This window comes from Phyllobacterium sp. 22229, assembly GCF_052056495.1.
In the GTDB taxonomy this organism is placed as follows: Bacteria; Pseudomonadota; Alphaproteobacteria; order Rhizobiales; family Rhizobiaceae; genus Phyllobacterium; species Phyllobacterium myrsinacearum.
Map to the genome: position 1 here is coordinate 68,327 of NZ_JBQEPA010000011.1, position 20,478 is coordinate 88,804.

General features: G+C 59.8%; 22 protein-coding genes. 18 read left to right on the forward strand and 4 right to left on the reverse strand.

The window, feature by feature from the left end; translation table 11 throughout:
- Positions 1-68: 68 nt before the first annotated feature.
- Positions 69-2,165 carry a lytic transglycosylase domain-containing protein gene (locus ACTJJ7_RS14770; protein ID WP_440967735.1) on the reverse strand — a complete coding sequence of 699 codons (2,097 nt, stop codon included), beginning with the start codon at positions 2,163-2,165 and terminating at the stop codon, positions 69-71.
- A 265-nt stretch (positions 2,166-2,430) separates the two neighbouring features.
- Here ACTJJ7_RS14770 and dapA point away from each other — a divergent pair, with 265 nt between their 5' ends.
- Positions 2,431-3,312, forward strand: coding sequence for a 4-hydroxy-tetrahydrodipicolinate synthase (gene dapA, locus ACTJJ7_RS14775; RefSeq protein ID WP_440967737.1), 882 nt, complete (start codon positions 2,431-2,433; stop codon positions 3,310-3,312).
- 31 nt (positions 3,313-3,343) lie between these two features.
- On the forward strand, positions 3,344-3,832 hold the full coding sequence (gene smpB / locus ACTJJ7_RS14780) for an SsrA-binding protein SmpB (RefSeq protein WP_105735936.1): 489 nt from the start codon (positions 3,344-3,346) through the stop codon (positions 3,830-3,832).
- Positions 3,833-3,849: 17 nt separating this feature from the next.
- Here smpB and ACTJJ7_RS14785 read toward each other — a convergent pair whose 3' ends face one another.
- Positions 3,850-4,500: a uracil-DNA glycosylase gene (locus ACTJJ7_RS14785; RefSeq protein ID WP_440967739.1), complete on the reverse strand. Its 651-nt coding sequence runs from the start codon at positions 4,498-4,500 to the stop codon at positions 3,850-3,852.
- Positions 4,501-4,579: 79 nt separating this feature from the next.
- Entirely contained in the window at positions 4,580-5,152 is a 573-nt protein-coding gene (locus ACTJJ7_RS14790) for a LabA-like NYN domain-containing protein (RefSeq protein WP_130269024.1), read from the reverse strand.
- Between the two features lie 297 nt (positions 5,153-5,449).
- Here ACTJJ7_RS14790 and rpoZ point away from each other — a divergent pair, with 297 nt between their 5' ends.
- The 14 genes from rpoZ (at position 5,450) to ACTJJ7_RS14860 (ending at position 17,517) form a co-directional block, all read left to right on the forward strand.
- Positions 5,450-5,854: a DNA-directed RNA polymerase subunit omega gene (gene rpoZ / locus ACTJJ7_RS14795; protein ID WP_105735930.1), complete on the forward strand. Its 405-nt coding sequence runs from the start codon at positions 5,450-5,452 to the stop codon at positions 5,852-5,854.
- Positions 5,855-6,009: 155 nt separating this feature from the next.
- A complete protein-coding gene (locus ACTJJ7_RS14800) occupies positions 6,010-8,232 on the forward strand; it encodes a RelA/SpoT family protein (protein WP_105735928.1) in 2,223 nt (740 codons plus the stop codon).
- 10 nt (positions 8,233-8,242) lie between these two features.
- The gene (gene pyrE, locus ACTJJ7_RS14805; RefSeq protein WP_105735926.1) at positions 8,243-8,821 is read left to right on the forward strand and encodes an orotate phosphoribosyltransferase; all 579 of its coding nucleotides are present in this window, start codon (positions 8,243-8,245) and stop codon (positions 8,819-8,821) included.
- A gap of 71 nt (positions 8,822-8,892) precedes the next feature.
- Complete coding sequence (locus ACTJJ7_RS14810) at positions 8,893-9,453, forward strand: DUF2062 domain-containing protein (protein WP_105735924.1); 561 nt, start codon at positions 8,893-8,895, stop codon at positions 9,451-9,453.
- Positions 9,450-9,854, forward strand: coding sequence for a holo-ACP synthase (acpS, locus tag ACTJJ7_RS14815; RefSeq protein ID WP_105735922.1), 405 nt, complete (start codon positions 9,450-9,452; stop codon positions 9,852-9,854). Before ACTJJ7_RS14810 ends, acpS begins: the two co-directional genes overlap by 4 nt.
- An 89-nt stretch (positions 9,855-9,943) precedes the next feature.
- Positions 9,944-10,726 carry a signal peptidase I gene (gene lepB, locus ACTJJ7_RS14820; protein ID WP_105735920.1) on the forward strand — a complete coding sequence of 261 codons (783 nt, stop codon included), beginning with the start codon at positions 9,944-9,946 and terminating at the stop codon, positions 10,724-10,726.
- A 7-nt stretch (positions 10,727-10,733) separates the two neighbouring features.
- The gene (rnc, locus tag ACTJJ7_RS14825; protein WP_105735918.1) at positions 10,734-11,447 is read left to right on the forward strand and encodes a ribonuclease III; all 714 of its coding nucleotides are present in this window, start codon (positions 10,734-10,736) and stop codon (positions 11,445-11,447) included.
- Positions 11,444-12,382 carry a GTPase Era gene (era, locus tag ACTJJ7_RS14830; protein ID WP_440967744.1) on the forward strand — a complete coding sequence of 313 codons (939 nt, stop codon included), beginning with the start codon at positions 11,444-11,446 and terminating at the stop codon, positions 12,380-12,382. The genes rnc and era overlap by 4 nt, the downstream gene beginning before the upstream one ends.
- 26 nt (positions 12,383-12,408) lie before the next feature.
- The gene (gene recO, locus ACTJJ7_RS14835) at positions 12,409-13,185 is read left to right on the forward strand and encodes a DNA repair protein RecO (protein ID WP_440967746.1); all 777 of its coding nucleotides are present in this window, start codon (positions 12,409-12,411) and stop codon (positions 13,183-13,185) included.
- On the forward strand, positions 13,182-13,700 hold the full coding sequence (locus tag ACTJJ7_RS14840; protein ID WP_105735912.1) for a PaaI family thioesterase: 519 nt from the start codon (positions 13,182-13,184) through the stop codon (positions 13,698-13,700). Before recO ends, ACTJJ7_RS14840 begins: the two co-directional genes overlap by 4 nt.
- Before the next feature lie 280 nt (positions 13,701-13,980).
- Positions 13,981-15,372 carry a PTS galactitol transporter subunit IIC gene (locus tag ACTJJ7_RS14845; protein WP_105735905.1) on the forward strand — a complete coding sequence of 464 codons (1,392 nt, stop codon included), beginning with the start codon at positions 13,981-13,983 and terminating at the stop codon, positions 15,370-15,372.
- A 37-nt stretch (positions 15,373-15,409) separates the two neighbouring features.
- Positions 15,410-15,871, forward strand: coding sequence for a PTS sugar transporter subunit IIA (locus tag ACTJJ7_RS14850; RefSeq protein ID WP_105735903.1), 462 nt, complete (start codon positions 15,410-15,412; stop codon positions 15,869-15,871).
- A 27-nt stretch (positions 15,872-15,898) separates the two neighbouring features.
- Positions 15,899-16,186, forward strand: coding sequence for a PTS sugar transporter subunit IIB (locus tag ACTJJ7_RS14855; RefSeq protein WP_130269032.1), 288 nt, complete (start codon positions 15,899-15,901; stop codon positions 16,184-16,186).
- 152 nt (positions 16,187-16,338) lie between these two features.
- Entirely contained in the window at positions 16,339-17,517 is a 1,179-nt protein-coding gene (locus ACTJJ7_RS14860; RefSeq protein WP_440967749.1) for a glycoside hydrolase family 5 protein, read from the forward strand.
- 6 nt (positions 17,518-17,523) lie between these two features.
- On the opposite strand, the gene ACTJJ7_RS14865 is transcribed toward ACTJJ7_RS14860, so the two are convergent.
- Positions 17,524-18,756, reverse strand: coding sequence for an MFS transporter (locus ACTJJ7_RS14865; RefSeq protein ID WP_440967751.1), 1,233 nt, complete (start codon positions 18,754-18,756; stop codon positions 17,524-17,526).
- Between the two features lie 142 nt (positions 18,757-18,898).
- Here ACTJJ7_RS14865 and ACTJJ7_RS14870 point away from each other — a divergent pair, with 142 nt between their 5' ends.
- Positions 18,899-19,114, forward strand: a complete 216-nt coding sequence (locus ACTJJ7_RS14870) for a hypothetical protein (RefSeq protein WP_130269035.1) — start codon at positions 18,899-18,901, stop codon at positions 19,112-19,114.
- 285 nt (positions 19,115-19,399) lie between these two features.
- On the forward strand, positions 19,400-20,473 hold the full coding sequence (gene nadA / locus ACTJJ7_RS14875; RefSeq protein WP_440967753.1) for a quinolinate synthase NadA: 1,074 nt from the start codon (positions 19,400-19,402) through the stop codon (positions 20,471-20,473).
- The last annotated feature ends 5 nt before the right edge of the window (positions 20,474-20,478 follow it).

The following is a 20,478-nucleotide window of genomic DNA, read 5'->3' on the forward strand; positions in this document are numbered from 1 at the left end:
GGCGTCGAAATGAATGTCACGAAATAAATCGGCCAATCCGCAATCCTGTTGTTGAGTGTAGGGCCCGCTTAACGCTGCAGCCTTCCGGCGGTCAGATCGCTCTCGATCTGGGCCTTGCCATAGAGCCGCGATTTGTAGACCTCGTAGTTCTCCATGACGCGCTGCACGTAATTGCGGGTTTCCGTGTAGGGAATGCGCTCGATCCAGTCGACGACCTCGTCGACGGATTTGCCGCGCGGATCGCCGTAACGCGAAACCCACTCATTGGCGCGGTTGGGCCCGGCATTGTATCCGGCAAAGGTCAGGACATAGGAACCGTCGAATTTGGCGATCTGTTCACCGAGGAACCGTGCGCCAAGGGTGGCGTTATAGGCGGCATCGCCGGTCAGCCTGTCCTTGGAATAGGAAATACCCGCGCGTTTGGCGACATCCTTGGCCGTGCCGGGCAGCAATTGCAGCAGGCCGCGCGCGCCCGCGCTTGAAACGGCACTGGCGTTGAACTCGCTCTCCTGCCGGGCGATGGCATAGGCGAGGGCGGCGCCGGAACCGGAAATATTGGCATTGCCTGGAATGGCGCCGACGGGATGCGACAGGGCGCCGACATCGATGCCGCGCTGTGCCGCAATCTTGCCGACACGCAGGGCGACGAAGTGATTGTTCGTGCGCTCCGCCATGACCGCCAGAAGCGCCAGCTCACCGGGACTGTCGAGTTCCTGGCTCAGGCTGGTGTACAGAATGGCCGCGCGCTGCGCATAGCCGGTGTCTTCCAGGCGCTGGATGGCGCGCACGGCTTCGCGCTGGGCAAAACGGGCGCGATCCGCATCGCTCGGACGCGGATAGGGCAGTTGCAGGCTCGCCTGTCCCAGCTTGGCGGCGGCCAGCTGGCCGTAGAATGTCGTGCCGTAACGGGCCGCGCGGCTGTAATAGTCATTGGCATTGCCGCCCGCGCCCGCTTCAGCGGAACGGCCCAGCCAGTAATAGGCGCGCGATGCGGACATGGGGCGCGACGAAATCTCGGCGATGCGGGCAAAGTGGCCCTGTGCCGTCTGCGGGTCCTTGAGCGCGCGCAGGGCATACCAGCCCGCATGGAATTCTGCCTCGGCGGCGACCGACGGGGTTTCGGCGCTGTGCATGGCCGCGATCTTGTAGGCGCGCTTGGCATCGCCGATATCCAGCAGCTCCCGCGACAGCACGCGCCGTTCCACCCACCAGGCGTCCGGGTCAACAAGCGATGCCGCGTCGCGCGGCGCGGTGGCCAAAACGTCGGCCGCCTCCTTGAAGCGCTCCTGACGGCGCAGATACTGCGCCTTGGCAAAGATGTAAGCCGGGTTTGACTGCCAGGAGCCGGTGACAGCCGCCAGTTTCTGAGCGGCATCGGGCGACTTCTGCAGAACCGCGGCAAAGGCCTGATAGAGCACGTCCGCATTGGCAAGCCTGGCGACGCGTCCGGCCGATTTTGCCTTGCCTTCGTAAAGCATGGTCAGCATGCGCGCCAGATGGTCTTCGCGCGGAATGACCTGCGCAAATTCCTTCAGGATCGCCGTTTCCTGTGCATCGTCCAGCTTTTTGGTGCGCCAGAAGGGGCCGAGAACCTGACGGGCACGGGTGGTGTTGCCGGTGGCGACAAAGGCACGGGCCAGGATGATGGTGCCTTCGGCCGTCTGCGGCGGGGTACCGCCAAAGGCATTGATCACCGTTGCCGCCGGCGGATTCTCCTTGAACAGCGCCCGTTCCGAATTGTTGCGGAAGGTCGCCATGCCAGGCCAGCCCGGCAGTTCGGCCGCCGCATGGGCGATTTCCGAGCTGGGAACACCGGGCGCGTTTGACAGGCCGATGGCCCAGGTCAGGATATGCCGGTCCAGCGCGTCGGCGGGCAGTCCATTGCGGATGCCGAGAGCCTGCTGCACGCCACCGCTCGACAGGGCGTCGAGGCCGCTTTTGAGGCTGCCCGCAATGGCCGACGGCTTTGACGGCTGGGCGATTCCCGCCGTGGTCACCGGATCGGGCTTTGCCATGATCTGCGCTGCGGGGCTGATCCGCGTCTGGGTGGGGGCAAACGGTTTGAGGGTCGGGATGGGCGGCGTTGAATTTTGCGCGAGCGAAGCCGTCGTCACCAGCAGCGATGACGCGAGAAGAACATGACGCAAAACAGAAGTTCTCAGCATTCAGGCAACCAATTTATCGAAAGGATCACACCGCAGCCCCGGATCCAGAACTGTTGGATCAGATAATAATGGCGGACGTGTGAAGGCAATCTTAACGAAAGGTTAGCACGAGCCATTGCTTTTGCGCAAAACATCAATTGCTTTGCTGTTTTTCATCAAGGAAATCATCTTGCCCGGCGAAGGTTGCACGACTATGGTGCGCCACCTCCTGGTTGGTGCCATACTGGCCCGGCCGTGATCTAATATTGTTTTCTTGGAGTTCACCATGCTGAAAGGCTCAATCACCGCTCTCGTCACGCCATTCGACCAAAACGGGTCGTTTGACGAGAAAGCCTTTCGCGCATTCCTGGGCTGGCAGATCGCCGAAGGCACCAATGGGTTCGTCCCTGTCGGAACGACGGGCGAATCGCCGACGCTGTCCCACGCCGAGCACAAGCGCGTGGTTGAAGTGTGCATCGAGGAAGCCAAGGGCAAGGTGCCGGTGATTGCCGGTGCGGGCTCCAACAACACGCGCGAAGCCATCGAACTGGCGCAGCATGCCGAAAAGGCCGGGGCGGACGCCATTCTCGTTGTCACGCCCTATTACAACAAGCCGAACCAGCGCGGCCTCTATGCCCACTACAAGGCTGTGGCCGAATCCGTTTCGCTGCCGATCATCATCTACAACATTCCGGGCCGGTCGATCATCGACATGACGCCGGAGACGATGGGTCAGCTGGCGCATGATTTCAAGAACATTGCCGGCGTCAAGGATGCGACAGGCAAGATCGAGCGCGTTTCGGAACAGCGCATCACCTGCGGGCTGGATTTCATCCAGCTTTCCGGTGAGGACGCGACTGCGCTCGGCTTCAATGCCCATGGCGGTGTCGGCTGCATCTCCGTCACCTCGAACATCGCGCCGCGCCTGTGTGCCGAGTTCCAGGCTGCGACCCTGCGGGGCGATTATGCCGCCGCACTCGCCATTCAGGACCGCCTGATGCCGCTGCACAAGGCGCTCTTTATCGAACCCAATCCGACAGGCCCGAAATATGCCCTGGCCAAGCTCGGCAAGATGAACAATTCGCTGCGTTCCCCGCTCGTCCCGATTGAAGCCGCAACTGCGGACCGTATTGATCAGGCGATGAAACATGCGGGTTTGATCAACTGACAATTCAGTTGCAAAGCATTATATAGGCCTCATGAATAAGCCCAAAGCTGCCAAAAAACCCATAACGGTTCGCAAGGTCATTGCTGAGAACCGCAGAGCGCGATTCAATTTCGAGATTCTCGACACGATGGAGGCTGGCATTGTGCTGCAGGGCACCGAGGTCAAATCCCTGCGCAACAACCAGTCCAACATTGCCGAAAGCTATGCCAGTCTCGAAAACGGCGAGTTCTGGCTGATCAATTCCTATATTCCGGAATATCTGCAGGCCAACCGTTTCAATCATGCGCCGCGCCGCCACCGCAAGCTGCTGGTCAGCAAGCGCGAAATGGCACGGCTGGCGCAATCGGTGGACCGCGAAGGCATGACCGTCGTGCCGCTGAAACTTTATTTCAATGATCAGGGCAGGGCGAAGCTCGAGCTTGCCGTTGCCCGCGGCAAGAAACTGCACGACAAGCGCGAGACGGAAAAACAGCGCGACTGGAATCGTGAGAAGTCACGGCTGCTGCGCGACCGCGGCTGATTGCGCCGGATACGCCCTTAAGCCACCGCGTCCAGATGCGCGCGCACGGCAGCGAAGACGCTCTTGAACATCGTTTCGGTCAGGCGTCCGGTATTCGTGTTGTAGCGCGAACAATGATAGCTGGAGAAAATGCGGATATCGCCGATATCGGACTGTCCGCCATGGCTGAACGGAAACTTCGCCACCGGCTGCTTGAGCGACCGGATCGTCGACTGGTGTGCGATGGTGCCAAGGGTCACGATGGCGCGCAGGTTGCGGAACTGCTGGATGGTCGGCGTGAGAAACCGCCGGCAATTGTTGATCTCGCTGCCGACCGGCTTGTTTTCCGGCGGAACACAGCGGACGGCGTTGACGATCGCCGCATTGAGCAGTTCCAGACCGTCATCCGGCCGGGCGGCGAATGTGCCGCGGGAAAAGCCGAACTGCGCAAGCGTGCCATAGAGCAGATCCCCCGCATAATCGCCGGTGAACGGGCGGCCCGTCCTGTTGGCGCCGCGCAGGCCGGGCGCCAGCCCGATGATAAGGAGCTGAACCTGTTCGATGCCGCCCGCGGGCAGGAAGGCAGGGACCGGCGCATTGTGCCATGCGGGTTCTTTCGCGCGCCATCCGGCGATGAAATCATGCAGTCGCGGGCAGATCGGGCAGTCGGGGGAGGGTTCGATACTCATGAGGCGCTAAAAAGCACAATGCCGCACGGTTTTCCATGCGGCATTTCCAAATCTTTCGACAAATATCAATCAGCGATTATTAGTAATCGACCTGTTCTTCTTCGACGCGGCGTGGTGCGCGCTCGGAGGCCTCACGGCCGATTTCGCTGCGCAGCGACGTCAGATCAATGAAATGATCCGCCTGACGGCGCAGTTCGTCCGATATCATCGGCGGCTGGGTCGAGAGCGTCGAAACGACGCTGACCTTGCGGCCCTTGCGCTGCAGGGCTTCCACCAGGGAACGGAAATCACCGTCGCCGGAGAAGATAACAAAATGATCCACCGTGTCCGTCAACTGCATGGCATCGACAGCAAGTTCAATGTCCATGTTGCCCTTGATCTTACGGCGGCCAGCAGAATCGGTAAATTCTTTTGCAGGCTTCGTAACAACCTTATATCCATTGTAATCAAGCCAATCGATCAGCGGGCGTATCGATGAGTATTCCTGATCTTCTACAAGCGCTGTATAGTAATATGCGCGAAGCAAATAGCCTCTCTTCTGGAAAGCGGCAAGAAGTTTGCGATAGTCAATATCAAATCCCAGTACCTTTGAGGCTGCGTAGAGATTTGCACCATCGATAAACAAAACGATCTTTTCACGTGGATCAAACATAATAAGGTTCCATTTCAAAAAGGTGAGCTTCAATTTCAAATCAGCTAGGAGGTAATAAAGCTCGATCTGATCTTATACGAAAGTAGCATATTTACTACGTCGGGTTCGGTGAAAAGCCAATAGCCGGGTGGAAAAATTGTCCGAATTTTGGACCGGGACGCTCACTATATGGTGATTGTTTTTTACTGTTAAACAGCCGGTGTCGAACCTGCCTACGGCTTTTGCTTGTTTTTTCCGTGTAACCGCGTTATGTCCCGCTTAATCCGCTAATTCAGTTAAAAATGAAAGGGGCAGTCCATGGCCCGCGTCACTGTTGAAGATTGCGTTGACAAAGTCGAGAACCGGTTTGAACTGGTTTTGCTCGCCAGTCACCGCGCACGCCTGATTTCACAGGGTGCAGCGATCACCATCGATCGCGACAATGATAAGAATCCGGTTGTTGCCCTGCGCGAAATCGCAGAGGAAACGCTTTCGCCGGGCGACCTCAAGGAAGACCTGATCCATTCGCTGCAGAAGCATGTGGAAGTCGATGAGCCGGAAGCTGTTGCCGTGGTACCGCAGGTCACATCAGCCGACAGCGAAGGCAACGAGATCGTCGAGATCGAAGCAGACGACAATGTTTCCTTCGACAGCATGTCGGAAGAAGAACTGCTGGCCGGCATCGAAGGTCTGGTAGCACCGGAAAAAAGCGACGACTATTAATCAAGTGTCGCGCTCTTATTAGCGCGACTGATTGCCAGTTCAGGCTATCGTGATGCGTCGCAGTTTTTCTGCGGCGCATTATTTTTGCGTCTTGGTAACGCAATTACCATATATCGCTCGATAATTTAGAGTTTTGGGTTTGGAGGCTTCCGTCCATGATGCGTCAGTATGAGCTTGTCGAGCGTGTTCAGCGTTACAAGCCTGACGTCAATGAGGCGCTGCTCAACAAGGCCTATGTCTATGCCATGCAGAAGCATGGTCATCAGAAGCGCGCATCGGGCGATCCGTATTTTTCCCATCCTCTCGAAGTGGCCGCCATTCTCACTGACATGCATCTGGACGAGGCGACCATTGCCATTGCCCTGCTGCATGACACCATCGAGGATACCTCGGCGACCCGGCAGGAAATCGACACGCTGTTCGGCCCCGATATCGGCAAGCTCGTCGAGGGCCTGACCAAGCTGAAGAAGCTGGACCTCGTCTCGAAAAAGGCCGTGCAGGCGGAAAACCTGCGCAAGCTGCTCCTGGCCATTTCCGACGATGTGCGGGTGCTCCTCGTCAAGCTCGCCGACCGCCTGCACAATATGCGGACGCTGCATCATGTGCCGCCGGACAAGCGTTTGCGCATTTCCGAGGAAACCATGGATATCTATGCGCCGCTCGCCGGGCGCATGGGCATGCAGGATATGCGCGAGGAACTGGAAGGGCTGGCCTTCCGCTATATCAATCCGGAAGCTTTCAACGCCGTGACCAACCGGCTTGCCGAGCTGATGGAAAAGAACCGCAGCACGCTGACGCAGATCGAAACCGATCTTTCCAGCCTGTTCGAAAAGCGCGGCATCAAGGCCAATGTCAAAAGCCGGCAGAAGAAGGCCTGGTCGGTGTTTCGCAAGATGGAGAGCAAGGGGCTCTCCTTCGAACAGCTTTCCGACATTTTCGGCTTCCGCGTCGTCGTCGATACCGTCGCCGATTGCTACAATGCGCTCGGCATCATCCATACGACGTGGTCGATGGTTCCCGGACGTTTCAAGGACTATATCTCGACGCCCAAGCAGAACGACTACCGTTCGATCCATACCACCATCGTCGGTCCATCGCGCCAGCGTGTCGAACTGCAGATCCGCACCCGTGAAATGAACGACATTGCCGAATACGGCGTCGCCGCCCATTCGATCTACAAGGATCGCGGCAGCGCCCAGAATCCGCATGTCATTTCGACGGAAACCAACGCCTATGCCTGGTTGCGGCAAACCATCGAAGCCCTGGCGGAAGGCGACAATCCGGAAGAGTTTCTCGAACACACCAAGCTGGAACTGTTTCAGGACCAGGTTTTCTGCTTCACGCCGAAAGGCCGGCTCATCGCTCTGCCGCGCGGGGCAACGCCGATCGATTTCGCCTATGCGGTGCACACCAATATCGGCGACAGCTGCGTTGGCGCCAAGGTCAATGGCCGCATCATGCCGCTGATGACCGAACTGCATAATGGCGACGAAGTCGAGATCATCCGCTCCAAGGCGCAGACACCGCCGGCCGCCTGGGAATCGGTCGTCGTCACCGGCAAGGCGCGCGCCGCCATCCGCCGTGCCACGCGCATTGCCGTGCGCAAGCAGTATTCCGGCCTCGGCACGCAGATTCTCGAGCGGGCTTTCGAGCGGGCCGGGAAAGTCTATTCGCGTGATGAACTCAAGAAAGGCCTGCCGCGTCTGGCGCGCAAGGAGATCGACGATGTTCTGGCCGCCGTCGGGCGCGGGGAACTGCCGTCCTCCGATGTCATGAAGGCGGTCTATCCGGAATATCAGGACTCCAAGCCCAAGCCGACACAGAGCGAGCGCGAGGAAGGCTGGGTCAATTTCCGCAACACGTCGGGCATGATTTTCAAGATGCCGGAAGGCAGCGACGGCACGGCGGGATGGGAGCCGGGCGGCCCGCACGCCCTGCCGATCCGCGGCGCGAGCCCCGACATGCCCGTGCACTTCTCGCCGGAGGGCGCAGTGCCGGGCGACCGCATCGTGGGCATTCTCCAGCCCGGCGCAGGCATGACCATCTACCCGATCCAGTCATCGGCGCTGATGGCCTATGACGACCAGCCGGAGCGCTGGATCGACGTGCGCTGGGATATCGACGAGAGCAGGCGCGACCGGTTTCCGGCCCGCATCAACATTTCGGCGATCAATGCGCCGGGTTCCCTGGCCGAGATCGCCCAGATCATCGCCGCCAACGAAACCAATATTCACAATCTCTCCATGGTCCGCACGGCGCCTGACTTTACGCAGATGATCGTCGACCTGGAGGTCTGGGATCTGAAACATCTCAACCGGATCCTGTCGAAACTCAAGGAAAGCAAGTGCGTCAGCGACGCACAGCGCGTGAACGGATAGAGGGGCACACATGAATACGGATGAAGTTCTGCAGGTATTTCGCGAAGCGGGGGCAGTGCTGGAAGGGCATTTTATCCTGACATCGGGCTTGCGCAGCCCGACATTCCTGCAAAAGGCCCGTGTGTTCATGCACGCCGACAAGACCGAGCGCGTGTGCCGTGCGCTGGCCGACAAGATCAGGAGTGCCGGTCTTGGCCCGATCGACTATGTGGTTGGACCGGCGATCGGCGGCATCATCCCGGCCTATGAGACATCGCGCCATCTCGGCGTTCCGGCCATCTGGGTCGAACGGGAAAACGGTGTGTTCCGCCTGCGCCGCTTCGAAATTGCCAAGGGCGCGCGTGTCGTCATTGTCGAAGATATCGTGTCGACGGGCTTGTCGATCCGCGAAACGGTCACCACCTTGCAGGAACTGGGTGCCGAGGTTCTGGCCGCTGCCTGCATCATCGATCGTTCCGCCGGCAAGACAGATGTCGGCGTGCCGCTGATTGCACTGGCGGAATATGAAGTCCCGGCCTATCCTGCTGACCAATTACCGCCGGAGCTTGCCGCAATTCCGCCCGTTAAGCCTGGTAGTCGTAATATTTGATTAACCAAAAGACGTGAGCGCTGAGCCAGTTGCGCACTCGCTGGCCCCAGCGTCGAGGGACTTGAATACCAATGCTCTTCAAACGGCGTATCAAACCGGGCTTCCGTGAACGGATGCGTACTGCGCTATGGCCGCGCCGCTCGGTCGGCCGGTCGCTGCGCTATTTCGGCAAGCGCGTCCTGCGGCTGCGGGCAACCCCGCACGCCATTGCCGCGGGACTTGCCGCCGGTATTTTTTCCTCGTTCATTCCCATCCTCGGCGTGCATATCGCCGTGGCGCTGGCGATTGCCTGGATCATCGGCGGCAACATCGCCGCCGCCATCCTTGGCACGACGCTCGGCAATCCGCTGTTCCTGCCGTTTATCTGGGGCGCGACGCTGGAGGCCGGACGGTTCATTCTGAGCGGCGGTCCCAGCGACGAGCCTTTCCCGCACCACCTCGGCCATATGCTGCGGCATCTGGATTTCGCTGAATTGTGGGGGCCGATTGTCAAGCCGATGCTGATCGGTGCGGTACCCCTCGGTTTCATCGCCGCCCTGGTGGTCTATTTCCCGACCCGCTGGATCGTTGCCAGCTTCCAGAACCGCCGCAAGGCCGGTTATGCGCTGGAAAAGGTGGCCGAACCCTCATGATCATCGGGATCGGCAGTGACCTGATTGATATAAGACGCATTGAAAAGACATTGGAGCGGCATGGCCAGCGCTTCATCGATCGCGTCTATACGCCGGTCGAGCAGGCCCGTTCCGAACGGCGCAAGCTGCGTGCCGCCTCATATGCCAAGCGTTTCGCCGCCAAGGAAGCCTGTGCCAAGGCGCTCGGGACGGGGTTGTCCGAAGGCGTTTTCTGGCGTGACATGGGGGTGATCAATCTTCCGAGCGGCGCGCCGACGATGCGGCTGACCAATGGTGCCGCCCGTCGGCTTGAGGCGATTCTGCCGGCCGGACATACCGCGCGCATCCATGTGACGATCACCGACGATTTTCCGCTTGCGCAAGCATTCGTGATTATCGAGGCGCTGAAAATCGTGGAATAGCCGCAATCAAACGCCATGAAGCGGGCCTATGTAGCATTGCTCCCTGCTGTTTCAGCGGTTAAGAGGGTGCAGCTAAGAAATTTGGAGATATGACGAGCGTGAGCGACAAATCTGTTGTGAAAAAATCTGGCGGTCTTGGCGAGACGATCAGTGTTGTCGTGCAGGCCCTGCTGCTCGCTCTGGTGATCCGCACCGTGCTGTTCCAGCCGTTCAACATTCCGTCCGGTTCGATGCGCCCGACCCTGCTTGAGGGCGATTATCTCTTCGTTTCGAAATTCTCCTACGGGTTTTCGAAATATTCGATTCCCTTTGCGCCGAACCTGTTTTCCGGGCGCATCTGGGCCAGCGAGCCGCAGCGCGGCGATATCGCCGTGTTCCGCAAGCCAAATGATACCTCGCTGGATTTCATCAAGCGCGTGGTCGGCCTTCCCGGTGACCGCGTGCAGATGCGTGGCGGTGTGCTTTACCTCAATGACGTGGCCGTGCCGCGCGTGAAGGTTGGCCAGATCAACAATCCCGATGTCACCGAAGTCAACCGCCCCGTGGATGTCTACCGCGAGACGCTGCCGAACGGCGTAACCTATGACACGCTCGATCTGACCCCCAATGGCATCGGCGACGATACGCGGGAGTTCGTTGTGCCTGCCGGCCATTATTTCATGATGGGCGACAATCGCGACAATTCCGCCGACAGCCGCTTTGACGTCGGCTACGTGCCCTTCGAGAATTTTATCGGCCGTGCCAACATCATCTTCTTCTCCATTGCCGGCAAGGCAAGCCCGCTGGAACTGTGGCGCTGGCCGTCGGAACTGCGCTTTGACCGTCTGCTTCACAGCGTGAACGGAACCTCTTTCACCCCGAAGAGCCAATGAGCCGCCCATGACCCTGTCCGCTGACGCCGTTCGCAGACTGGAGGAGCAGACGAGCCACACATTTCGCGATCTCGCCCGCCTGGAGCGCGCGCTGACCCATGCCAGTGCCCGTCAGTCGGTCGGATCGGATTATGAACGGCTCGAATTCCTCGGCGATCGCGTTCTCGGGCTGGTCATTGCCGAAATGCTCTTTCGCGCCTATCCGACCGCAAGCGAAGGGGAATTGTCGCTGCGCCTGAATTCGCTGGTCAATGCCGATACATGCGCTGCCGTGGCCGATGAAATCGGCCTGCACGAATTCATCCGTACCGGCTCCGATGTGAAGGGGCTGGCGGACAAGCGGCTGAAAAGCCTGCGCGCCGACGTGGTGGAATCGCTGATCGCCACGATTTATCTGGACGGCGGGCTGGAAGCGGCGCAACCTTTCATCCAGCGGTATTGGGATGCCCGCTCGCGCGAGATCAACTCGGCGCAGCGTGATCCCAAGACCGAATTGCAGGAATGGGCCCACCAGCAGGATGGTGCCCAGCCCATATACAGCGTGGTCGAGCGCACCGGCCCGGACCACGATCCACAGTTTACGGTGAAGGTAGAGGTGAAGGGTTTTGCGCCTGCCACCGGCATGGGGCGCTCCAAGCGCATTGCCGAGCAGGAAGCGGCCGTTGCCCTGCTTTACCGGGAAGGCGTCCGTCAGAAGACGCAGGAAGAAGGACAGGCATGACCGACCAGGACACAACACCGGAAGTGACACAGCCCGAAGGCCCGACGCGTTCGGGCTTCATCGCCTTGATCGGCGCGCCGAATGCCGGCAAGTCGACGCTGGTCAACCAGCTGGTCGGCAGCAAGGTTTCGATTGTCACCCACAAGGTCCAGACAACGCGCGCGCTGGTGCGCGGCATCGTCATTCACGACCGCACGCAGATGGTGCTGGTCGACACACCCGGTATTTTCAAGCCCAAGCGCCGGCTCGACCGCGCCATGGTGACGACAGCCTGGGGCGGCGCCAAGGATGCGGATATCATTCTGGTGCTGATCGATGTGGAAGAGGGCATCAACGAGGAGGCGGAAGCCATTCTCGGCAGCCTGCACGAGAAGAAGCGCAAGGTCATTCTCGTCCTCAACAAGGTCGACCGCATCGAAGCGCCGAAACTTCTGGAACTGGCGCAGCGCGCCAACGAGAAGATCAATTTCGACAAGACGTTCATGATTTCGGCGCTGAAGGGCTATGGCTGCAAGGATCTGGTGAAATATCTCGCCGACAACCTGCCGGAAGGTCCATGGTATTATCCGGAAGACCAGATTTCCGATATGCCGATGCGCATGCTGGCGGCGGAAATCACCCGGGAAAAGCTTTATTTGCGCCTGCACAATGAGTTGCCGTATTCGTCGACCATCGAGACCGAAAGCTGGGAGGAGAAGCCGGATGGCTCCGTCCGCATCCAGCAGGTGATCTATGTCGAGCGCGACAGCCAGAAGAAGATCGTGCTCGGCCACGAGGGGCAGGCGATCAAGGCCATCGGCCAGTCTGCCCGCAAGGAGCTGATGGAAATCCTCGAACAGAAGGTCCATCTGTTCCTGTTCGTCAAGGTGCGTGACAATTGGGGCAATGATCCCGAGCGCTACCGCGAAATGGGCCTTGAATTCCCGCACGGATAGCGCGAGTCTCGCCGGAAGAGGCTCTCATGGAATGGCGGGATGAAGGAATCATACTCGGAACGAGGCGGCACGGGGAAACCAGTGCGATCCTCGAACTGATGACGCGCGCGCATGGCCGTCATATGGGGCTGGTGCGCGGCGGCCGGTCCCGCCGCATGCAGCCGCTGCTGCAGCCGGGAAACCGGGTGGATGTGATCTGGCGCGCGCGCATCGACGAGCATCTCGGCATGATGCAGGTCGAGCCGGTCTCCTTCGCCGCTGCCCGGCTGATCGAACAGCCCGTCGGCCTCTATGCCCTGCAGCTGGCTGCCGCGCATCTGCGCCTCCTGCCGGAGCGTGATCCGCATCAGGGGCTTTTCGAGACGCTTGCCATCATCCTCGAACATTGCGACGACCCGCTGATCTCGGGTGAACTGCTGCTGCGCTTCGAGGTGATGATGCTGGAGGAGCTGGGTTTCGGCCTCGACCTGAAACGCTGTGCGGCGACGGGCAGCGGCGACAACCTTGCCTATGTCTCGCCGAAATCCGGCCGGGCCGTGTCGCGCGATGCCGGTGCGCCCTGGGCCGACAAGCTGCTGGTGATGCCGCCGTTCATGATCAGTTCGAAGGTGCGGGCGGCGTCGCTCGCCGAACTGACGGATGCCTTCCGTCTGACCAGTTTCTTCTTCACCCGCCATGTCTGGGAGCCGCGGGCGCTGAAGGCGCCGGAATCGCGCGACGGATTTTTGACGGCTGTATCGCGATCGGTATCAAAGGCGGCAGGGCAGGGCCAGGCCGCGCAGGAAAGGTCAGCACAATCATGAGTTCAGATACCATGCCCGCCATCGCGTTTCCCGGTGGCATCGGTACGCTGCCGCTTGCCGATCTGGCAAAGCGCAGCGGTCTCGACATCCTGCAGGCGATGCTGCGCGGGGACTATCCCGCCCCGCCCATGGCCAAAACCCTGTCCTTCACCCTGCACGCGGTCGAGCCGGACCGGGTTGTCTTCAAGGGCGTCCCGGCGCAGGAGCATCTCAATCCGCTGGGCGGCATTCATGGCGGCTGGGTGGCGACGCTGATGGATTCGGCGCTGGCCTGCTGCGTGATGACGACCCTGAAGCCGGGCGAAGCCTATACGACGGTGGAGTTCAAGGTGAATCTGGTCCGCCCGCTGTCCCCCGATACCGGCCCTGTCTTCTGCGAGGGCAAGCTCGTGCATCGCGGCCGCACGCTGGCAACTTCGGAAGCCTTCCTGCGCGACGCCAACGGCAAGCTGCTCGCCCACGGCACCGAGACCTGCGCGATTTTCCCGCTCGAAAGCTTTATGCGCGGCGGCTGAGGCCTTTGGCAGCAGCGGCGAGCCGGCATACCCCCGTGGTGACACCATGAACGCATATTTTCGGATTTTATTGTCCGGAATATAAGGCGGTTTTCCCTGCATTTTGAAAATCTGCTCAAGGACTGGGAAATTGCAGCGAAATCGTCACGGACAAGTGTGAATTCCCGTCGAATTTTCGGAAAATCCGCTAGTTTTTCCCGCATATCCTGTCAAACATTGGCGCGACGCAAAAACAGCGTTTGGGGTATGCGCAGCCGGGACGGTTGCTGGGGAGGTTGAAATGGACAGTTTCTTGACGGGCCTGAAGGCTGCCGTCGACACGATGGGGCCGACGGTTCTCTTGCCCATCGTTATTTTCATCATTGCCGTGGTGCTTGGCGCCAAGGTGGGGCGCGCCTTCCGCGCAGCCGTCACCATCGGCGTTGCCTTTATCGGCATCAATCTGGTGCTCGGGCTGATGCTGACATCGATCGGTGACGTCGCCAAGGCGATCGTCACCAACACGGGCATTCAGCGCGATATCGTCGATGTGGGCTGGCCGTCGGCCGCCGCCATCGCCTTCGGCTCGTCCGTCGGCCTGTGGGTGATTCCCATCGGCATCGCCGTCAATATCGTGCTGCTGCTCACGCGCCTGACCCGCACGCTGAACGTCGACGTGTGGAACTTCTGGCACTTTGCCTTTATCGGTTCGCTCGCCGTCGCGGCCACCGGCAGCCTGGCCTATGGCCTGATCGTCGCCGCGCTGATGGTGGCGCTCTGCCTGCTCTTTGCCGACTGGTCGGCCAAGGCCGTGCAGCAGTTCTATGGCATTCCCGGCATTTCCGTGCCGCATCTGGCCTCCGCGCAAATCCTGCCGATTGCCATCGTCCTGAACTGGATCATCGACCGGATTCCCGGCATCAACAAGATCGAGATCAACACCGAAACCTTCGAAAAGCGCTTCGGCGTGTTCGGCGAGCCGGTCATTCTTGGCCTGATCATCGGTCTCGTGCTCGGCGTGATCGCCTACTACAATGCCGGTGATTTCGGCGTGGTTCTCAGCAAGGTGCTGCAGACCGGCATGACGCTGGCCGCCGTGATGCTGCTGCTGCCGCGCATGGTCAAGATATTGATGGAAGGGCTTTTGCCGGTTTCCGATGCGGCGCAGGCCTTCGTCAAGAAGCGGACCGGCGACAGGGAATTGCTGGTCGGGCTCGATTCGGCCATTCTTATCGGCCACCCCGCGGCGATTTCCTCGGCGCTGATCCTGGTGCCGATTGCCATCGTCCTCTCGGTGATCCTGCCGGGCAACCGCGTCATTCTTTTTGCTGATCTCGCGGTCATTCCGTTCATCGTTGCCATGACAGCGCCGCTGTTGAAGGGGAATGTCTTCCGCATGGTCATTGTCGGCGCCTTCACGCTGGCTGTCGGCTTCTACGTTGCCAACGCGCTGGCACCGCTGTTCACCAGTGCGGCCCAGTCGTCGGGCTTCAAGATGCCGGCCAATGCGGTGCAGATCACCAGCGTCGTCGACGGGTTCCTGTGGGTATCCTATGCGGTGATCGCTGCGATCCGCGGTCTCGGCGCAGCCGGTCTTGGCGTCATTGCCGTCATCATCGCCGGTGCCTTCTGGGCCTATCACCGCAACACCGCCGCATGGGAACGTGCCGCCGGTGCCGATGAGAACGCCTGATAAGACTGCCTGACACGATGCATATTGGAGTAAGTGAATGGCGAAAGCCCTGATGAACTATCTCGATCCCGGGGCGATTATCCTTGGGGTCGAGGCCGGGAATGATCAGGATGTGATCCGGATCCTTTCCGATCGTCTGCACAGCCTGGGTTATGTGAAGCCAAGCTTTGCCGCGGCGGTGCTTGCCCGCGAGGCAGCGCTGCCCACCGGTTTGCCGCTGGGGTTGGACAACAATGTTGCCATTCCCCATACGGACCCGGAACATGTGCTGAAGCCGGGCCTCGCCATGGCGACGCTGTGCAGGCCGGTGGCCTTCTGCAACATGGAGGACCCGGAGGAAAGGCTGCAGGTCAGCGTGGTTTTTCTGATGGCGCTCAATGACAAGGACCAGCAGATCGAAATGCTGCAGGAGATCGCCTTGACCATTCAGTCCGCGGACACGATCACCGCCTTGATGCAATCCAATAGCGTAGAAGATGTAACCCGGCTCCTGGCCTGATGCGCCATCCGGGATGAAGAGGGACCAATGACCAAACAAAAGACTGTACTTTTCGCCTGCGGAACCGGTATCGCCACGTCGACCGTCGTCGCTCACGCGGTGGAGGACGCGCTGAAGGAACGCGGCATTACGTTCCATTCACGCCAGTGCAAGGCAACCGAGGTGGCCGGGCAGATCGACGATGTCGACCTGGTCGTCTCCACCACCCAGCTGCCGAAGGATCTCGGCAAGCCGGTGATTACGACGCTGGCTTTCCTCACCGGCATCGGCAAGGCGGAAGCGCTCGACAAGATCGAGGCCGTCTTGCGCGGTTAACGTTCTGCTTACCATATCGCTGCAAATCGCCGCCGTCTGACCCGTCAGGCGGCGGTTTCTGTTTATAACCGTCCTGCCGGACAAAACCCGGCCCATTGCTGCCGCAGTACCCCGCCAGTTGTCGCTCTGACCATTGATCCGAAGGAGTGCCCATGCGCATCGCGACGACCCTGTTCCTGTCTCTCACCATGAGCTGCGCCGCCAATGCCGCCGATCTCATCACCTTCTGGGACACGCCGCAGCATGGCGGCAACAGTTTCAATCGCTTGCCGCCGGATCAGGCCTATTTCGACGCCTTGAAAAAATATGGCGCAAGCTGGGTGCGGCTCTCCTATGATAAATGGAAACCCGACAGACGGGATTTTCTCATCGGCGATGCCGATCATTACGAGGGCATCCCTCCGTCCGATCTTGCCACGCTGAAGGCAACGCTCGACCGCGCTGATAAGGCAGGGCTCAAGGTCGTCATCACGCCACTGTCCCTGCCATCCATGCGCTGGTCGCAGAACAACAATGGCAGGTTCGACGACCGGCTCTGGCAGGACAAGGCAAAATGGCAGGAGGCCGCACAATTCTGGCGTGATCTGGCAACGGCCCTGAAGGATCATCCGGCCATTGCCGCCTACAACATCATCAACGAGCCCGCACCGGAAAAGATGGGCGGCATTGCCGAACATGCCAGTGCAGCTGATATGCAGGCCTGGTATGGCAGGCAGAAGGGCGGTGCGCGCGACCTCATCGCCTTCTACAACATGGTGATTGCCGAAATCCGCAAGGCCGATCCCGCAACGCCTGTCATGGCGGATGCCGGGTGGTATGCGGCTGCCGATGCCTTCAGCTACTGGCCGGCGCCGCTCGATGACGCGAAGGTGGTCTACAGCTTCCATATGTACGAGCCCTACGAAGCAACGAGCGCGCCGAATATCAAACGCAAGACGCCCTTTGCCTATCCGGGCGACGTTCCCTATGCCGGATCAACGGTGACATGGAATGCGCAGAAGGTGGCGGAATATTTGGCCAAGCCGGTCGATTGGGCCAAGGCGCATGGAGTGCCGCTCAACCGGCTGGTGGCGGGTGAATTTGGCTGCATGCGCATGCTGCCCGGCTGCAAGGCCTATCTTGAGGATGTCTTGACGGTGCTCGACAGGGACGCTCTGCACTGGGCCTTCTACAGCTTCCGCGAAGACAGCTGGGACGGCATGGACTACGAACTGGGTTCAAGCAAGGTGAACTGGAAATACTGGGAAGCCATCGATGCGAACGAGCCGGACCCGGTCAAGCGCAAGGCCACACCGGAATTCGAGCCCATCCGCAAGCGCCTGCAGCCCTGACGCGGCCTATTCGGCCGGTTGCAGGGCAGGGCGGTCCGCCTGGCGTTCTTCAATCGGCCAATGCACGATGGCGGCGAAAATCCCGAGGACGACACTCAGCCACCACACAGGGTTGTAGCTGCCGAAATGATCGTAGAGATAGCCGCCCAGCCAGACGCCGAGGAAGGAGCCGATCTGGTGCGACAGGAACACGATGCCGCCGAGCATGCCGAGATAGCGCGTGCCGAACATGATGGCGACGAGCGCATTGGTCGGCGGCACGGTTGAAAGCCACATCAGCCCCATCACGATGGCAAACACCACGACCGAGGCGCCGGTCTGCGGCAGCAGCAGGAACGCCGCCACCAGCACCGAGCGGCCGATATAGAGATAGGTGAGGAATTTCGGCTTGGAATAGCGCTGGCTGATGACGCCGGATGCCAGCGAACCGATCACGTTGAAAAAGCCGATCAGCGCCAGCGCCAGCACCGCATATTTGGCATCGATGCCGATATCGCTGATATAGGCGGGAAAATGCGCGGTGATGAACGCCAGCTGGAAGCCGCAGACGAAAAAGCCTGTCGTCAGCAGCACATAGCTCCTGTGCCCAAGCGCTTCACGCAGGGCTTCGCCCATGGATTGCTTGTACTGGGCCTCGCTGATGCGCCCGCTTGAGGAGTTGCCGCGCAGCGGGATGGCCAGCAGCGGCACGATCAGCATGGCGATGCCGAGATAAACAAGCGCATCGGACCAGCCGAAACGCTCGATCAGCGCAAGGCTGAGCGGCGAAAACACGAACATGCCGGCAGAGCCCGCTGCCGTGCCGAGGCCGAAGACGAAGGTCCGCTTTTCCGCCGAAACATTGCGGGCAAATGCGGAAAGGATCGTTCCGAACGAACCGGAGGCAATGCCGAGGCCGACGAGAAGGCCGCCGCCGGCATAAAGCATTCCCGGTGTGGACGCCCATGCCATGAGGATGAGCCCGGCGCTGTAGAGGATCGCCGACATCAGCAGGACCCGCCATGTGCCGAACTTGTCGGCGATGGCGCCGAAGAAGGGCTGGCCGATGCCCCAGAACAGATTCTGCAGGGCGATCGCCATGCCGAATGTGGTGCGGTCCCAGCCCTTGTCATGCAGCAGCGGCAACTGGAAAAGACCCATGGCCGAGCGCGGGCCGAATGTCATGACCGCGATGAGGCAACCGGCGATGATGATCAGCCATGGTATGCCCGACGGCTTTGCTGTGCTCGATTGAATCATGATCTCTCCCCTTAAATCCAGGAAAGAATTACCCTATTTATACTCTCAATCAATTGAATAGATGTGAATTGGCATATCAACGCAGTTGATACGTTATGGGTTCTTCCATTTCCTGCCGCACATACAGATAAAGGCTTCCCCGATGCGATTTCTTCTGCCACTTCTGGCTTTGACCACCATGACCCTGGCCGGTTGCGCCAATTCGGGCCGGGTGAGCCCCTTGGTCTTTTGCGACCGGCCGTCGGATTTCAACGCAAAAATTTTCACCGATTGCACGCCGCGCCTGGGCGGTGACAGCCCGGCCAAACGCGACCGGCAGGACCGCAACTTCTACCGCCATCGGGGCACCACCTACTAACCCCATGAAACAAATCGAGGAAATGCCCTTGAACCGGGCGTTTCCACTGGCCCGCACCTTGCGCGTGACACAGGGAAAACCCGCGCAGGATTGTTCCTGGCAGGTTCATTCCTCCCGCAATCTTTAGCCGATTGTTGAAAATCTGCCCCTTGAAGCGGCGGAAATATTGGCCTATGTATTCAGCGACGGCCTTGCCGTTTTTCTTTTGATCACAAATATGCTCATATTGAGTATAAATGATCGGCAGCAGGCAATCTGAGGAGGTTGCCCTTGGAGGAAAAGACGATGACCAGCACTGCGCGCACCGTAACCGGCCCTGTCTCCGGCCCATCCGCAGCGGAACGTTTCGGCGTTCTCACCATGCCGGACCTGTCTTTCACCCCGGAAGTGGCGGCGGAAACCGAACACCTCTACCAGCGGGTTGCGCATCATATTCCGCGCATCGAATGGCCGGTTTACGCGCCCTATGTGGCGGCGATCAACCGGGTGAAGAAGCAGCGCAATGCCGTCATTCTCGCGCACAATTACCAGACGCCGGAAATTTTCCATTGCGTCGCCGACATCGTCGGCGACTCCCTGCAACTGGCTCGCGAAGCCACGCGTGTCGACGCGGAAATCATCGTCCAGTGCGGCGTGCATTTCATGGCCGAGACCTCGAAACTGCTGAACCCGCAGAAAACCATCCTCATTCCCGACATGCGGGCGGGCTGCTCGCTGGCTGAATCCATCACTGGCGCCGATGTCCGCCTGCTGCGGGAAACCTATCCGGGCGTGCCGATTGTCACCTATGTCAACACCTCAGCCGAAGTGAAGGCGGAAAGCGATATCTGCTGCACCTCGGCCAATGCTGTCCAGGTGGTTGAAAGCTTTGGCGTTGACCGGGTTCTGTGCATTCCCGATGAATTCCTGGCGCAGAACGTCGCCGCGCAGACCGATGTCAAGATCCTCACCTGGAAGGGCCATTGCGAAGTGCATGAGCGTTTTACCGCCGATGAGCTTCTCGCCTACAGGGCGGCCGACCCGGATATCCAGATCATTGCCCATCCGGAATGCCCGCCGGAAGTCGTGGCCATTGCCGATTATACCGGTTCCACCAGCGGCATGATCAATTATGTGAAGGACCGCAAGCCAGCAAAGGTGCTTCTCGTCACCGAATGCTCGATGGCATCGAACGTCGAGTCCGAGGTGCCCGAGGTGAAGTTCATCAAGCCGTGCAACCTGTGCCCGCATATGAAGCGCATCACGCTGCCGAATATTCTGGAAAGCCTCGTCTATATGCGTGAGGAAATTCACGTCGATCCGATGGTCGCCGAACGTGCCCGTCTTGCCGTCGAGCGCATGGTGAATCTCAAGAACTGACCTTC

What these genes read in the sequence shown, in the direction of transcription:
- ACTJJ7_RS14770 (WP_440967735.1), bottom strand. Translation starts at nt 2,165, where the DNA reads ATGCTGAGAACTTCTGTTTTGCGTCATGTTCTTCTCGCGTCATCGCTG.
- dapA (WP_440967737.1), top strand. Translation starts at nt 2,431, where the DNA reads ATGCTGAAAGGCTCAATCACCGCTCTCGTCACGCCATTCGACCAAAAC.
- smpB (WP_105735936.1), top strand. Translation starts at nt 3,344, where the DNA reads ATGAATAAGCCCAAAGCTGCCAAAAAACCCATAACGGTTCGCAAGGTC.
- ACTJJ7_RS14785 (WP_440967739.1), bottom strand. Translation starts at nt 4,500, where the DNA reads ATGAGTATCGAACCCTCCCCCGACTGCCCGATCTGCCCGCGACTGCAT.
- ACTJJ7_RS14790 (WP_130269024.1), bottom strand. Translation starts at nt 5,152, where the DNA reads ATGTTTGATCCACGTGAAAAGATCGTTTTGTTTATCGATGGTGCAAAT.
- rpoZ (WP_105735930.1), top strand. Translation starts at nt 5,450, where the DNA reads ATGGCCCGCGTCACTGTTGAAGATTGCGTTGACAAAGTCGAGAACCGG.
- ACTJJ7_RS14800 (WP_105735928.1), top strand. Translation starts at nt 6,010, where the DNA reads ATGATGCGTCAGTATGAGCTTGTCGAGCGTGTTCAGCGTTACAAGCCT.
- pyrE (WP_105735926.1), top strand. Translation starts at nt 8,243, where the DNA reads ATGAATACGGATGAAGTTCTGCAGGTATTTCGCGAAGCGGGGGCAGTG.
- ACTJJ7_RS14810 (WP_105735924.1), top strand. Translation starts at nt 8,893, where the DNA reads ATGCTCTTCAAACGGCGTATCAAACCGGGCTTCCGTGAACGGATGCGT.
- acpS (WP_105735922.1), top strand. Translation starts at nt 9,450, where the DNA reads ATGATCATCGGGATCGGCAGTGACCTGATTGATATAAGACGCATTGAA.
- lepB (WP_105735920.1), top strand. Translation starts at nt 9,944, where the DNA reads ATGACGAGCGTGAGCGACAAATCTGTTGTGAAAAAATCTGGCGGTCTT.
- rnc (WP_105735918.1), top strand. Translation starts at nt 10,734, where the DNA reads ATGACCCTGTCCGCTGACGCCGTTCGCAGACTGGAGGAGCAGACGAGC.
- era (WP_440967744.1), top strand. Translation starts at nt 11,444, where the DNA reads ATGACCGACCAGGACACAACACCGGAAGTGACACAGCCCGAAGGCCCG.
- recO (WP_440967746.1), top strand. Translation starts at nt 12,409, where the DNA reads ATGGAATGGCGGGATGAAGGAATCATACTCGGAACGAGGCGGCACGGG.
- ACTJJ7_RS14840 (WP_105735912.1), top strand. Translation starts at nt 13,182, where the DNA reads ATGAGTTCAGATACCATGCCCGCCATCGCGTTTCCCGGTGGCATCGGT.
- ACTJJ7_RS14845 (WP_105735905.1), top strand. Translation starts at nt 13,981, where the DNA reads ATGGACAGTTTCTTGACGGGCCTGAAGGCTGCCGTCGACACGATGGGG.
- ACTJJ7_RS14850 (WP_105735903.1), top strand. Translation starts at nt 15,410, where the DNA reads ATGGCGAAAGCCCTGATGAACTATCTCGATCCCGGGGCGATTATCCTT.
- ACTJJ7_RS14855 (WP_130269032.1), top strand. Translation starts at nt 15,899, where the DNA reads ATGACCAAACAAAAGACTGTACTTTTCGCCTGCGGAACCGGTATCGCC.
- ACTJJ7_RS14860 (WP_440967749.1), top strand. Translation starts at nt 16,339, where the DNA reads ATGCGCATCGCGACGACCCTGTTCCTGTCTCTCACCATGAGCTGCGCC.
- ACTJJ7_RS14865 (WP_440967751.1), bottom strand. Translation starts at nt 18,756, where the DNA reads ATGATTCAATCGAGCACAGCAAAGCCGTCGGGCATACCATGGCTGATC.
- ACTJJ7_RS14870 (WP_130269035.1), top strand. Translation starts at nt 18,899, where the DNA reads ATGCGATTTCTTCTGCCACTTCTGGCTTTGACCACCATGACCCTGGCC.
- nadA (WP_440967753.1), top strand. Translation starts at nt 19,400, where the DNA reads ATGACCAGCACTGCGCGCACCGTAACCGGCCCTGTCTCCGGCCCATCC.